The organism is Streptomyces venezuelae (assembly GCF_008642275.1).
Lineage (GTDB): Bacteria > Actinomycetota > Actinomycetes > Streptomycetales > Streptomycetaceae > Streptomyces > Streptomyces venezuelae_E.
Genome location: NZ_CP029189.1, coordinates 2,595,159 through 2,608,460, shown reverse-complemented (window position 1 = coordinate 2,608,460; position 13,302 = coordinate 2,595,159). Strand labels below are relative to the sequence as shown.

The following is a 13,302-nucleotide window of genomic DNA, read 5'->3' as shown; positions in this document are numbered from 1 at the left end:
CGTACAAGGAGGCAGTCCGTGCCGCACGTCCTGGTCCTCAACGCGTCGTACGAGCCCCTCGGCGTCGTACCGCTCCGCCGCGCGCTCGTCCTCGTCCTGGAGAACAAAGCAGTCTCCCTGGAGGAATCCGGCGCCTATCTGCACAGCGCGACAAGGGTCGTCCCCGCGCCCAGCGTGGTACGGCTCAAGCGCTTCGTGCGGGTCCCCTACCGGGGGCCCGTTCCACTCACCCGGCGCGCCCTGTTCGCGCGGGACGGCGGTCGCTGCATGTACTGCGGTGCCGTCGCCACCAGCGTCGACCATGTCATCCCGCGCAGCCGGGGCGGTCAGCACGCGTGGGACAACGTCGTCGCCGCCTGCCGCCGCTGCAACCACGTCAAGGCCGACCGGCACCTGCTGGAGCTCGGCTGGCGGCTGCGCCACCAGCCGGCCCCGCCGTCCGGGCTGGCGTGGCGGATCATCGGCACGGGGCACCGGGATCCGCGGTGGATGCCGTATCTCCAGCCGTACGGGGCCGAGGACGCGCTGGAGCGGATCGGGGTCGCGGCCGGGTAGCTGTCGGCTGGGCCGCCGGTCCCCTGCGGGGTTGCTCCCGTCGTGGTGGACCTGCGGCCCGGCTTCCCGGGGCGCCGCCCCGGACCCCGCGCCTCAAACGCCGGCGGGGCTGGGTTGGGTGCCGCCCCGGGGCCCGCGCCTCAAACGCCGGCGGGGCTGGGTTGGGTGCCGCCCCGGGGCCCGCGCCTCGAACGCCGGCGGGGCTGGGTTGGGCGCTGCCCCGGGGCCGGTGGTCATGTGCCGACGGGGCTGGGTTGGGCGCCGCCCTCGAACGTCGGCGGGGTGGGCGGGGGCTACGGGGTGACCGCGTAGGCCTCCGCCGACCAGAGGGAGCAGCCGTACCGCGTCGCGCGGGTGTCGCACGTGATCCGCAGGAAGCGGGTGTCCGGCGCGTCCATCCGGAGCGACTCGCGGCCGCCCTTGGAGGCCGCCACGGCCGCCGCCGGGCGCCAGGTCACCCCGTCCGCGGAGGTCTCCACCCGGTAGGCCGACGGGTGCGCGTCCTGCCAGTGCAGTTCCAGCCGGCCCACCCGGGCCGGGGCGGCCAGTTCCGCCCGCCACCACGCGCCGTCCACCGCCGGTGACGACCAGCGGGTGGCCGGGGAGCCGTCCACCGCCGCCGAGGCCGGGAAGTCGGGGGTCTCGTTCGCCGAGGAGGACGCCCGCGCGGTCCGCAGCAGATCCGCTCCGCCGGTCCGGGGCACCGCCCGCACCGTCAGGTTGCGCGACTCCCCGTCGAAGGTCACCGGCACCTGGTAGGTGCCCGGCGGGGTGCCCGGGGCGACGTTGATCTCCAGCGGGATCGACACCTGGCCGCCCCGCGGGGCCACCGCCGTCTGCGGAAGGCGGACCTCGATGCCCGCCGGCGGCCGCGCCGACAGCGGGCCGCGGACCTCGCCCGGACCCAGCGCGGACAGCTCCGCCGAGAGTTTCTGCGCGGCTCCGCCGATCTCGGCGTCGGCCGCGGCCCCGCCGGCGAGCTCGAAGCGGGCCCGCGGCCCGTCCCCGAACCACGGCACCACCTGGTGCACCTTGGGCGCGGACCCGGCCCCGGCCCAGGACAGCCGCACCGCGTCCGCGCTCAGCCCCGGCGTCTCCACCTGGGTCCAGCCCGAGGCCGCGGCGCCGGCGATCTTGCGCCAGCCCTCGCCCGGTACGTGCGCCTCCACCACGGCGCCCCGCGCCCCCGCCGGAAGCGGGTCGGTCATCACGGTCACCGCCGACACCGGGCGCGGGGCGTCCAGCCGTACGGTCCAGGCCTCGGCCTCCTTCGTCACCGTGCCGGTCTGCCGGCTGACACCGGTCCAGGCGTCGGCCTCGGCCACCGCCTTGGTCAGGAACGGGTCCAGGACGGCCTTGTCCACCCGGGCCGGTCCCGGCTGCGCCAGCGCCGCCCGGACCTCGGCCAGGGCGCGGGAGGCCTGCCACGCGGCCGTCCCGTCCCCGCGGGCCTGGGCCTGCAGGACGTCCACCGCCAGCTCGCCCGCCGTCCCGTAGCGCGCCAGGCGGTCCAGCCAGGGACCCGCCTCGCCGGCCAGGGCGGGCAGCCGGTCCTTGGCTTCCCGCAGGACCGTGAACGCCTTGCGCAGCTCGGTCCCGGCCGCCGGATCGCCCGCGGCGCGGGCCTTCCAGAACTGCTCGACCAGCGGCTTCAGGTACGCCGACTCCTCCTGCTTGAGCCCGGACGACGCGGTGTTCCCGGCGAGCGCCGCCACGGCCTGGCGCGTGCGCGGGTCGGAGCCCGTCAGCTCCCGCACCGCCGCCGCCCAGGACTCGCCGGGCCGGTAGCCGCGCGGATTCCACGCGAAGTCCGCCGCCGTGAAGAGCGGGATCCGCGACAGGGTGCCCTGCGGCATCGCGTTGGCCAGCAGTGCCGCCGAACCGCCCGCCACCGCCGGCTCGCGGCCGGCGTACGGGCCGAGGAAGATCCGGCCCGGATCCCAGTCGTTCACCGGGTAGTTGTCCATGGTGATCAGCGGGTGTCCCAGGGCGGAGCGCGCCCCGGCCAGCTCCTTGCCCGTGATGGTGCGCGGCACCACGCCGACGCCCGTCCAGGCCACCTCCACCCGCGGGTCCAGTGCACCCGCCAGGGCCGTCCGGTAGGTCGTGGCCCCTTCCTGGTAGTACTCCGTCGGCAGCAGCGACAGCGCGGGTGCTCCCGGATACCGGGTGGCCAGGTGCGAGGCCAGTCCGCCCGCGACCTCCGCGTGCGCCTTCGCGGCCGCCGCCGGCCCCTTCCCGTAGCGCTCCCGGTCGGCCTTGCAGCCCCACTCGGAGTAGCTGACGTCCTGGAACTGCACCTGGAAGGCCCGGAAGCCGAGGTCCCACATCGCGTCGAGCTTGCGCGCCAGTGCCGCCCGGTCCGCCTCGGAGGACAGGCACATCGACTGCCCGGGGGTCACCGCCCAGGCCAGGACGACCTGGTTGGCGCGGGCCCGTTCGGCCAGCGCGCGGAACTCCGCCTGCTGCTCCTGCGGGTAGTCCTGGCGCCAGGCCGTCGTGCGGTACGGGTCGTCGCCGGGCGCTATGAGCAGCCGGTTCTGCTTGGTGCGGCCCATGAAGTCCAGCTGGGCGAGGCGCTGTTCCCGGGTCCACGGCTGCCCGTAGAAGCCCTCGGTGATTCCGCGTACCGGTGCGGCCGGCCAGTCGCGCACCAGGACGCCGGGCATCTTCCCGCCGCCCGTGGCGAGGAGCTGGCGCAGCGTCTGAGCCGCGTGGAAGAGTCCTTCCGCGCCCATGCCGGCCAGCGCGATCGTGTCCCGTCCGGCATGGCGGCCCGCGGCCAGCCGGTAGCCCCCGGCCGGGAGGTCCGACGGCGCGGCCGCGCCCAGCGCCCGCAGCGCCTGCTCCGCGTCCGCGTCCTGGAGCCTTACGACGGTGCCCCGTGCGGGCAGGGGGGCGCCGGGGGCCTGCTCGCGCACGGTCCGTACGCCCGCCTCGCGCAGGGCGTCGCGCACCACCGCGACCGCGTACGGGTCGGCGTCGGGCGCCGCGACGAGTACGGCCTCGGTGCCCAGCTGCAGCTCGCGTGCCGGATCGGCGGCCATCGACTGCGGCCGGGGCCACACGGCGGGCCCCTCGGAGGCCGTGCGAGGCGTATCGGCACCCGGGTCGAGCACCGGCCCGGCCACGGCCGTCACGGGGGTCGCTCCGGGGCCCGCTCCGGGCGCGGGCCGGTCCGGTGTGGTGGGCGCCGCGAAGGTCCCGGGCGGCGCGGAGGACACGGCGCCGCCCAGCAGCGTGCCGATCACCGCCACAGCGGCAGCGGTGTTCCGCCTCCTACCCCTGAGCTGCACGGAGCCTCCCCGTCCCGAAACATCCCCCACTCGTACGAATGAGCCTGAGCCCACCATCCGTGCGGCTGGAGTGTCAATGCGGGTGGGTGATCTGCCCCGGATGCGACAGGAATGCGGTGCCTCCGAGTGGGTATGGACGCGTTGTTCCCCGGCGGCGTCCCACCCTCGTGAACCACCCTTGTGCCCCAGTCTTCTGACTCATCCTCATGCCCCGATGCCCGCACGCACGAAGGAGCGCCCGCAGATGGACGACCTGGCCCGGCTCGCTGCCCAGTACGGCGTCGCCACCGACTACCGGCCCGCCGCCGACGTCACCGTCCCGGTGCCGGAGACCACCGTCAAGGCGGTCCTCGGGCTGCTGGGGGTGGTCACCGACGACGCGGAGAGCATCCGGGTGTGCGCCGAGTCCGCCGCCCGGGAGGCGGCCGGGCGGCTGCTGCCGCCCACGGTGGTGCTCTGGCAGGGGGAACGGATGGCTCCGGAGCCCGCCGGGCTGCCCCCGGGCACCCGGGTGCGGGTGGTGGCCGAGGAGACGGGGGAGGAGCTCGCGTGGGGCCCCGCTCTGCCGTTGGGCGTCCACCGGCTCATCGCGGAGGCGCCGGACGGGCGCAGCGCCGAGGCCACCCTGGTCGTCGCCCCGGAGCGGGCTCCGGCCGCGCCCGAGCGGGCCCACGGGCTGCTCGTCCAGCTCTACTCCCTGCTTTCCGGGCGTTCCTGGGGCATGGGTGACCTCGGCGACCTCGCGGAGCTCGCGCGCTGGGCGGGCCGTACCCACGGCGCCGGGTTCATCCAGGTCAACCCGCTGCACGCGGCCGTGCCCGGGGACCCGACCGACCCGTCCCCGTACCGGCCGTCCTCGCGGCGCTTCCCGGACCCGGTCCACCTGCGGATCGAGGACGTCCCCGAGTACGCCGACTGCCCCGACCGCGCCGCTCTCGACGAGCTCGCCGCACGGGGCGGCGAACTGCGCCGCCAGGTCCTGGAGAAGGGGGCGCTGATCGACCGCGACGCCGTCTGGGAACTCAAGCGAGCGGCCCTGGAGCTGCTGTACGCCGTACCGCGCACGCCCGAACGCGAAGCCGCCTACCAGGCGTTCCGCGCCGAACAGGGCGCTCCGCTGGACGTGCACGCCGTCTGGTGCGCCGGGCAGGCGGGGGAGGAGGACCCGAAGGAGCGCAGCGATTTCCACCGCTGGCTGGTCTGGCTGACGGACGGCCAGCTCGCCGCCGCGCAGCGGGCCGCGCGCGAGGCCGGCATGACGGTCGGCATCGTCCACGACCTCGCCGTCGGGGTGCACCCGCAGGGCTCCGACGTCTGGGGATCGTCCTGCTACGCCCGGTACATCTCGGTCGGCGCGCCGCCGGACGCCTTCAACGCGCGCGGCCAGGACTGGGGGCTGCCCCCGTGGCGCCCCGACGTGCTGGCCGCCACCGGCTACGCCCCCTTCCGCTCCTTGCTGCGCGGGGTGTTCCGCTACGCGGGCGCCCTGCGGATCGACCACGTGATGGGGCTGTTCCGGCTCTGGTGGATCCCGGAGGGGACCCCGCCCGCGGAGGGGGCGTACGTCAGCTACGACGGCGAGGCCATGCTGGCGATCCTGGTCCTGGAGGCCCACCGGGCGGGCGCGCTGGTCATCGGCGAGGACCTCGGGACGGTGGAGCCGCGGGTCCGCCGGGAACTGGCCCGGCGCGGGGTGCTCGGCACCTCGGTGCTCTGGTTCGAGCGGGACTGGGACGGCGGCGGGGACCCGCTGGCCCCGCAGGCCTGGCGGGCCGACTGCCTGGCCACCGTCACCACGCACGACCTGCCGCCCACGGCCGCCAAGCTCGCCGGGGGCCATGTGGAACTGCGCGACCGGCTCGGCCTGCTGACCCGCCCGGCCGAGCTGGAGCGCGCCGAGGACGCCGCCGACACCGCCGAGTGGCTGGAGCTGCTGGACGGGCTGGGGCTGGACACCAAGGGCGAGGAGGCCGCCGTACGGGCCCTGTACGCCTTCCTGCTGCGCACCCCCGCGCGGCTGGTCGGCGTGTGGCTGCCGGACGCGGTGGGGGACCGGCGGCCGCAGAACCTGCCGGGCACCTGGGACCAGTACCCCAACTGGCGGCTGCCGGTCGCCGATGCCTCGGGCAGGCCCCTGACGCTGGAGGAACTGGTGTCCTCGCCCCGGGCGAACGCCCTGCTGAGCGCGGTGGGGGAGGGCGTGCGACCTCGTACGGCACCCCCGGGCGCGCGCCCCGTTTAGGTGTTCGCTACGTTTGCACCGTGGACAAGAAGAACGCTCTGCGCGCCGGCGCCGTCACGGCCGGAACCGCGCTGATGATGCTGCTGATGACGTCTCCCGCCCTCGCGCTCACCCGCGACGACGGTGACGACCCGGGTCCGGGCCTGAGCATCGGCGAGACGGTCGGCCTGTACGTGGCCCTGCCCCTGGTGATCTTCCTGGGCATCATCGGTCTCGTGATGGTCCTCGACAAGTCGGACCGCAAGCAGAAGCAGGCCTGATCCGGCCCGGCCCCACGGGGCCGGGACCGGCAGACCTTCCCGGGCGCCGGGGGTCCGCACCGCCGATTCGATTCGGCCGTGCGACGCCCCCCGGCGCCTTGTCGTGTCCTCAGACGGCGGCCAGGAGCCGGCGGAGCAGGCCGGTGAGCACGCCGACCTCTTCGTCGCTCAGCCCGGTGAGCGCGGCACGCTGTACTTCCAGACCGGCGCCGACGGCCTCGTCGACGAGGGCCAGGCCGCGGTCGGTGATCGTCACCTGGAGCCCCCGCCGGTCGTGCGGATCGGGCTTGCGGCAGAGCAGTCCGGCCTTCTCCAGCTTGTCCAGACGCCCGGTCATGCCGCCCGTGGTGAGCATGAGGGTGGCCGACAGCTGCCGGGGCGAGAGCGTGTACGGCTCGCCCGACCGGCGCAGCGTCGCCACGACGTCGAACTCGCCGCGCGAGATGCCATAGCGCGCGTAGCACTGCTCGATCGCGTCGCCCATGCCCTTGGCGATCCGGTAGATGCGTCCGAAGACGGCCATGGGAGCCGTTTCGAGATCGGGGCGCACGGCGAACCACTGGGCCGTGATCGCGTCCACGGCGTCCTTGTCGTCACTCATGCGTGCAGTATCCGGCTTCCCCGAGACTGCTCGCAAGAAAGTTGCTTGACGATAAGTAGCTTAGCGGTAAGCTACTTATCAGCAGTCGAGTTCGGGGGAGAGGCCGCGCCGGAACGCCGGACCTCCCGCCCGCTTCCCCTCGTCCGATCCAGGAGCCACCCGCCATGAAGCGTTTAGCCACCGTCGCCCTGACCGCACTCGCCCCCGTCTCCTGGGGCTCCACCTACGCCGTGGCCACCGAACTGCTGCCGCCCGACCGGCCGCTGTTCACCGGGGTCATGCGGGCCCTGCCCGCCGGACTGCTGCTGACCGCCCTGGCCCGCACCCTGCCGAAGGGTCAGTGGTGGTGGAAGTCCGCCGTGCTCGGCATCCTCAACATCGGCGCCTTCTTCCCCCTGCTGTTCCTCTCCGCCTACCGGCTCCCCGGCGGGGTCGCGGCCGTCCTGGGCGCCGCCGGCCCGCTGTTCGTCGTGGGGCTGGCCGCGCTCCTGCTCGGGGAGCGGGCGAGCCTGCGCACCGTACTGGCCGCCGTCGTCGGGGCGTTCGGCGTGAGCATGGTCGTCCTGACCGCCGAGGCCCGGCTCGATGCGGTCGGCATCCTCGCCGGTGTGGTCTCCTCCGCCTCCATGGGCGCCGGCACCGTGATGACCAAGCGCTGGGGCCGCCCCGAGGGTGTGGGCCCGCTGGCGATGACCGGGTGGCAGCTCACCGCGGGCGGGCTGTTCATCATCCCCGTCGCCGCCCTCGTGGAAGGCGCCCCGCCCGCCCTCGACGGCAAGGCCCTCCTCGGCTACGGCTACATGATGCTGATCAACACCGGAATCGCGTACTGGCTCTGGTTCCGCGGCATCGGCGCCCTCAGCGCCACCTCGGTCACCCTGCTCGGCCCGCTCTCCCCGCTCACCGCCGCCGTCATCGGCTGGGCCGCCCTCGGTCAGGCGCTGTCGCCGGTACAGCTCGTCGGGATGGCGATCGCTTTCGGAGCCACCGTCGCCGGGCAGCTGGCGGCCGCGCGCACCCCCAAACCGTTCAGTTCTCCTGAAAAGAACGATCAGAACATTTCGATGGACCTGACGGATGGGGCGGTGCGACGGTAGGTCCCACGTACCACCAGCCCACCCCGAGGAGCAGACCCACAGTGGCCGTCATGGACCGCGTCCGTACCGTCTCGCAAGCCGATCCCGGCAGCACCACGAGGAAGGGTGCCGCCGGGATCGGCGTGCTCCTGGCCCTGCTCGCGACGGTCGTCTGGTCCGGCAGCTTCGTCGCCACCCGGGGCATGGCCGAGACCGTCCCACCCGTCCAGGCGGTCTTCTGGCGCTGGATCGTCGCCCTGCTCGCCGTCGCCCCCTTCGCCGCCCGCCAGGCCTGGCAGCAGCGGGCCCTGATCCGGCGGCACCTCGGCTTCGTCGCCCTCGCCTCGCTGTTCGGCGTCGCCCTCTACAACACGCTCGTGCACCAGGCCGGACTGACCACCTCCGCCTCCAACATGGGCATGATCATGGCCGCCTCGCCCGTGATCATGGCGCTCTACGCCCGCCTCGGCGGCGAACGGCTCGGAGCCCGGCGGACCTTCGGCATCCTGCTCGCCGCCCTCGGGGTGCTGCTGCTCGTCGGGGACGGCTCGATCGGCTTCGACTTCGGCGCCGGAGACCTGTGGATGTTCGCCGCCGCCCTCTCCTTCGCCACGTACAGCGCCCTGCTGAGGCGCAAGCCCGCCGAACTCGGCGGACTCGCCTTCCTGATCACCACCTTCGTGCTCGGCGCGCTGATGCTGGCACCCGCCTACGCCGTCTCCGTAGCCGTCCAGGGCGGCTTCGAGGTCACCACCGGGACCGTCGGACCGCTGCTGTACGTCGGGGTGTTCTCCTCGGCCGTCGCCTTCTTCGCCTGGAACAGGGCCGTCTCGGTGATCGGGGCGGCCCGCGCGGGAGTCGTCTACTACCTCCAGCCGGTGTGCGTGGCCGGACTCGGCTTCCTGCTGCTGGGCGAGCGGACCGGACCGGCGCAGCTGCTCTGCATGGCGCTCATCCTCGGCGGAGTCGGGCTGGGGAGTGCCCGGCGGTAGGTTCGGGCCCATGACCGAGTGGGACATCAAGAAGCTGCGGATCCTGCGGACCCTCGCCGAACAGGGGACCGTGACCAGAACGGCCGAGGCGCTGCACATGACGCCCTCGGCCGTTTCGCAGCAACTGACGAACCTGGCCCGGCAACTGGGCGTGGTACTGCTGGAGGCCGAGGGGCGCCGGGTGCGGCTCACCGACGCGGCCCACCTCGTCCTGCGGCACACGGAGGCGGTCTTCGCGCAGCTGGAGCGGGCCGACGCGGAACTGGCCGGATACCTGGCCGGGGACGCGGGGGAGGTACGGGTGGGGGCCTTCTCCACCGCCGTGCCCGCGCTGGTGGTCCCGGCGGTGGCCGAACTGCGGCGGACCCACCCCGGGGTGGAGGTCCGGGTCCGCGAGACGGAGGCCGCGGAGGCCTACGAGCTCCTCTCGGCCGGGGGCGTGGACCTGGCGCTGTCCCTCGCCGCCCATGCCCCGACCGCGCGGGACCGGCGGTACACGCGCGTCACGCTGATGGAGGACCCGCTGGACGTGGCGCTCCCGCCGGGGCACCCCCTGCGGGACACGGCGGAGCTGCGGCTGGCGGACCTGTCCGGGGACGCGTGGATCTACGGGGGCAGCGGTCCGTGGTCGGAGATCGCCCGGGGCGCGTGCGAGGCGGCGGGCTTCGTCCCCGAACAGGCCCACTCGGCCTCGGGCTGGACGGCCATCCTGGCCATGGTCGAGGCGGGGATGGGCGTGGCGCTGGTTCCCCGGATGGTGTCGAGCCGCGCCTCGGGCGTGGCCGTCCGGGTGCTGTCGCGGGACCGCCCGACCCGGCACGTGATCGCGGCGGTCCGCCGCGGAGCCGAGTCCGCTCCCGCGCTGTCCCACGTCCTGGCGGCCTTGCGCGAGGTGGCCTCGGCCCGGCGGTGACCCCGCCCGGCCGCTGGGCGGAGCCGGTCCTCAAACGCCGGGCGGGCTGGATTTCAGCCTCGCCGGCGTTTGAGGCGCGGGGTCCGGGGCGGAGCCCCGGCTACGGTGCGAGCCCTCAGACCTGAGCGGCAGCGGCGTCGGCGGCCTGGGCCTTCAGCGCGCGCTCGACGCCCGCGCGGGACTCCGAGACCAGGCGGCGCAGGGCCGCGTTCGGCTCGGCCGAGGCCAGCCACGCGTCCGTCGCGTCCAGCGTCTCCTGCGAGACCTGCAGCGCCGGGTAGAGGCCCACCGCGATCTGCTGGGCGATCTCGTGGCTGCGGGTCTCCCAGACCTCCTTGACCACCGAGAAGAACTTCCCGGTGTACGGGGCCAGCAGCTCGCGCTGGTCGGTCTGGACGAAGCCGCCGATCACGGCCTCCTGCACCGCGTTCGGCAGGTCGCCGGACTCCACCACCGAGGCCCACGCCTCGGCCTTGGCCTCCGCCGTCGGCCGCGCGGCCCGGGCGGTCGCCGCGTGGCGTTCACCCGCCGCGGTGGCGTCCCGCTCCAGCTCGGCCGCGATGGCCGGCTCCCCGGCGACACCCGTCGCGACGAGCCGCTCCAGGAACGTCCAGCGCAGCTCGGTGTCGACGGCCAGGCCCTCGATCTCCGCCGTGCCGTCCAGCAGCGCCGACAGGTAGGTCAGCTGCCCCTCGGTGCGGGCACTGGCCGCGAAGGCCCGAGCCCACGCCAGCTGGTGGTCGCCCGCAGGCTCGGCGCCGCGCAGGTGCTCCAGGGTGGCCTCGGTCCAGGCCGCCAGGCCCTGCTCCCGCCACGCCGGGTCGGCGTACAGGTCGATGGCCAGCTTCACCTGCCGGTGCAGCGACTGCACCACGCCGATGTCGGACTCCTTGCCGATGCCCGACAGCACCAGCGCGAGGTAGTCGCGGGTGGCGAGCTCGCCGTCACGCGTCATGTCCCAGGCCGAGGCCCAGCACAGGGCACGCGGCAGGGACTCCGCGAAGTCGCCGATGTGCGCGGTGACGGTGGCGAGGGACTCCTCGTCCAGACGGACCTTCGCGTAGGACAGGTCGTCGTCGTTCAGCAGGAAGACCGCCGGACGGGTGCGGCCGACCAGCTCCGGCACCGTGGTCAGGGCGCCGTCGATGTCCAGCTCGATCCGGTCGGTGCGCACGAGGGCGCCGTCCTGGAGCTCGTACAGGCCGACCGCGATGCGGTGCGGGCGCAGCGTGGACTCGCCCTGGGCGCCGGCGGGCAGCGCGGGCGCCTCCTGGCGGATGCCGAATGCGGTGATCACGCCGTTCGCGTCGGTGGTGACCTCCGGGCGCAGCACGTTGATGCCGGCCGTCTCCAGCCACGCCTTCGACCAGGCGGTCAGGTCGCGGCCCGAGGTCTCCTCCAGGGCGCCCAGCAGGTCCGACAGGCGCGTGTTGCCGAAGGCGTGCGCCTTGAAGTACGCCTGCACGCCCTTGAAGAAGGCGTCCATGCCGACGTAGGCGACGAGCTGCTTGAGCACCGAGGCGCCCTTGGCGTACGTGATGCCGTCGAAGTTGACCATGACGTCGTCGAGGTCACGGATGTCGGCCATGATCGGGTGCGTGGACGGCAGCTGGTCCTGCCGGTACGCCCAGGTCTTCATGGAGTTGGCGAAGGTGGTCCACGCGTGCGGCCACTTCGAGCCCTCCGCGTACGCCTGGCACGCGATGGAGGTGTAGGTGGCGAACGACTCGTTCAGCCACAGGTCGTTCCACCACTCCATGGTGACGAGGTCGCCGAACCACATGTGGGCGAGCTCGTGGAGGATGGTCTCCGCGCGCACCTCGTACGCCGCGTCCGTCACCTTCGAGCGGAAGACGTACTGGTCGCGGATGGTCACCGCGCCCGCGTTCTCCATCGCGCCCGCGTTGAACTCCGGCACGAAGAGCTGGTCGTACTTGGCGAACGGGTAGTCGTAGGCGAACTTCTCCTGGAACCAGTCGAAGCCCTGCCGGGTGACGTCGAAGATCTCGTCCGCGTCGAGGAACTCGGCGAGCGAGGGCCGGCAGTAGATGCCGAGCGGCACGGACTGGCCGTCCTTGCCCTCGTAGGAGCTGTGCACCGCGTGGTACGGGCCGACGATCAGCGCGGTGATGTACGAGGAGATGCGCGGGGTCGGCTCGAAGCGCCAGACGTTGTCCTTGACGTCCGCGGCCTCCGGCGTCGGTGAGTTCGAGATGACCGTCCAGCCCTCGGGGGCCGTCACGGTGAACTGGAACGTGGCCTTCAGGTCGGGCTGCTCGAAGCTGGCGAAGACCCGCCGCGCGTCCGGCACCTCGAACTGGGTGTAGAGATAGGCCTGCTGGTCGACCGGGTCGACGAAGCGGTGGAGGCCCTCACCGGTGTTGGTGTACGCGCAGTCCGCGACGACACGGAGCTCGTTGGCCCCGGCCGCCAGGTGCTTCAGCGCGATCCGGGAGTCGTGGAAGACGGCGGCGACGTCCAGGGAGGTGCCGTTGAGGACGACCTCGTGCACGGCCGGAGCGACCAGGTCGATGAAAGTCTCGCCCCCGGCCTCGGCCGACTGGAAGCGCACGGTGGTCACGGACGGGTAGGTGCCACCCTCCTGCGCGCCACTGAGATCGAGTTCGATCTCGTAGGAGTCGACGGTCAGCAGCTTGGCCCGCTGCTGAGCCTCTTCACGGGTGAGATTCGTGCCTGGCACGCGTTCATCTCCTTCGATGGTGACGTTGCCCGGCCATCCTGCCATCCGGACAGCGCCGCCGCTCCGGAGTAATCCACGAGCGAACGCGAGGTCGCAAACCTGCCGGACACCGGCGCCCCGCCTCGGCACGCTGGTGGGCATGACCAGCAGATACCGGGCGATGCCCATCGAGGAGGCGGCGCTCCAGGAGCTCCGCGTGCGCGACGACGCGGGACGGGGACCCGTCCCGTACACCGACGGGGAGGGCGGGGCACCACTGCGGTGCTGCCTGCGCACCAGCAGGGCGGGTGAGCGGATCGCCCTCGTCTCCTACGCCCCGCTGCGCCGCTGGGCGGCGCGCACCGGAGCCGATCCCGGCGCCTACGACGAGCAGGGGCCCGTCTTCGTCCACGCCGAGGACTGCGGCGGGCCCGCGGGCGGCGCCGGATACCCCTTCGCCCGGGCCGGGGTGCAGCGCACGGCCCGGCGGTACGACGCCCGCGGGCACATCCTCGGAGGGCGGGTACTGGACCTCGGGGAGGATCCGGACGGGGTGATCGAGCGGGCCCTCGCGGAGGCCTTCGCCGATCCCCAAGTGGCCCTCGTACACCTGCGCTTCGCCGAGTTCGGCTGCTTCCAGTTCGAGGTGCGCCGGCCCTGACACGGCGGGAGGGCGGGCGCCGTGCG

The 13,302-nt window shown here is 73.9% G+C and carries 10 protein-coding genes; 7 read left to right on the top strand and 3 right to left on the bottom strand.

Annotated elements, in window-relative coordinates:
- Positions 1-18: 18 nt before the first annotated feature.
- Positions 19-555 carry an HNH endonuclease gene (locus DEJ51_RS11175; RefSeq protein WP_030011969.1) on the top strand — a complete coding sequence of 179 codons (537 nt, stop codon included), beginning with the start codon at positions 19-21 and terminating at the stop codon, positions 553-555.
- Between the two features lie 293 nt (positions 556-848).
- Here DEJ51_RS11175 and DEJ51_RS11170 read toward each other — a convergent pair whose 3' ends face one another.
- Positions 849-3,851 (bottom strand): beta-N-acetylglucosaminidase domain-containing protein, encoded by a 3,003-nt coding sequence (locus tag DEJ51_RS11170; protein WP_190620316.1) that lies wholly within the window; start codon positions 3,849-3,851, stop codon positions 849-851.
- A 214-nt stretch (positions 3,852-4,065) separates the two neighbouring features.
- Between DEJ51_RS11170 and DEJ51_RS11165 the strand changes: the two genes are divergently transcribed.
- Positions 4,066-6,093, top strand: a complete 2,028-nt coding sequence (locus DEJ51_RS11165; RefSeq protein WP_150257464.1) for a 4-alpha-glucanotransferase — start codon at positions 4,066-4,068, stop codon at positions 6,091-6,093.
- 20 nt (positions 6,094-6,113) lie between these two features.
- Positions 6,114-6,353, top strand: coding sequence for a hypothetical protein (locus tag DEJ51_RS11160; RefSeq protein ID WP_150257463.1), 240 nt, complete (start codon positions 6,114-6,116; stop codon positions 6,351-6,353).
- Between the two features lie 109 nt (positions 6,354-6,462).
- On the opposite strand, the gene DEJ51_RS11155 is transcribed toward DEJ51_RS11160, so the two are convergent.
- Positions 6,463-6,954, bottom strand: coding sequence for a MarR family winged helix-turn-helix transcriptional regulator (locus DEJ51_RS11155; protein WP_150257462.1), 492 nt, complete (start codon positions 6,952-6,954; stop codon positions 6,463-6,465).
- 164 nt (positions 6,955-7,118) lie between these two features.
- Between DEJ51_RS11155 and DEJ51_RS11150 the strand changes: the two genes are divergently transcribed.
- Genes DEJ51_RS11150 through DEJ51_RS11140 form a run of 3 tightly spaced genes read left to right on the top strand, consistent with a single transcriptional unit; the run spans position 7,119 to position 9,935 of the window.
- A complete protein-coding gene (locus DEJ51_RS11150) occupies positions 7,119-8,051 on the top strand; it encodes an EamA family transporter (protein WP_150257461.1) in 933 nt (310 codons plus the stop codon).
- A 50-nt stretch (positions 8,052-8,101) separates the two neighbouring features.
- On the top strand, positions 8,102-9,022 hold the full coding sequence (locus DEJ51_RS11145; RefSeq protein ID WP_150257460.1) for a DMT family transporter: 921 nt from the start codon (positions 8,102-8,104) through the stop codon (positions 9,020-9,022).
- Between the two features lie 10 nt (positions 9,023-9,032).
- Complete coding sequence (locus tag DEJ51_RS11140) at positions 9,033-9,935, top strand: LysR family transcriptional regulator (RefSeq protein WP_150257459.1); 903 nt, start codon at positions 9,033-9,035, stop codon at positions 9,933-9,935.
- A gap of 115 nt (positions 9,936-10,050) precedes the next feature.
- On the opposite strand, the gene pepN is transcribed toward DEJ51_RS11140, so the two are convergent.
- Positions 10,051-12,636 carry an aminopeptidase N gene (pepN, locus tag DEJ51_RS11135; protein ID WP_150257458.1) on the bottom strand — a complete coding sequence of 862 codons (2,586 nt, stop codon included), beginning with the start codon at positions 12,634-12,636 and terminating at the stop codon, positions 10,051-10,053.
- 139 nt (positions 12,637-12,775) lie between these two features.
- Here pepN and DEJ51_RS11130 point away from each other — a divergent pair, with 139 nt between their 5' ends.
- Positions 12,776-13,276 (top strand): DUF1203 domain-containing protein, encoded by a 501-nt coding sequence (locus DEJ51_RS11130; protein ID WP_150257457.1) that lies wholly within the window; start codon positions 12,776-12,778, stop codon positions 13,274-13,276.
- The last annotated feature ends 26 nt before the right edge of the window (positions 13,277-13,302 follow it).

Bases quoted from the DNA above. Each gene is read 5' to 3' on its own strand.
- DEJ51_RS11165 (WP_150257464.1), top strand. From the start codon at position 4,066: ATGCCCGCACGCACGAAGGAGCGCCCGCAGATGGACGACCTGGCCCGG.
- DEJ51_RS11155 (WP_150257462.1), bottom strand. From the start codon at position 6,954: ATGAGTGACGACAAGGACGCCGTGGACGCGATCACGGCCCAGTGGTTC.
- DEJ51_RS11150 (WP_150257461.1), top strand. From the start codon at position 7,119: ATGAAGCGTTTAGCCACCGTCGCCCTGACCGCACTCGCCCCCGTCTCC.
- DEJ51_RS11145 (WP_150257460.1), top strand. From the start codon at position 8,102: ATGGACCGCGTCCGTACCGTCTCGCAAGCCGATCCCGGCAGCACCACG.
- DEJ51_RS11140 (WP_150257459.1), top strand. From the start codon at position 9,033: ATGACCGAGTGGGACATCAAGAAGCTGCGGATCCTGCGGACCCTCGCC.
- DEJ51_RS11130 (WP_150257457.1), top strand. From the start codon at position 12,776: ATGACCAGCAGATACCGGGCGATGCCCATCGAGGAGGCGGCGCTCCAG.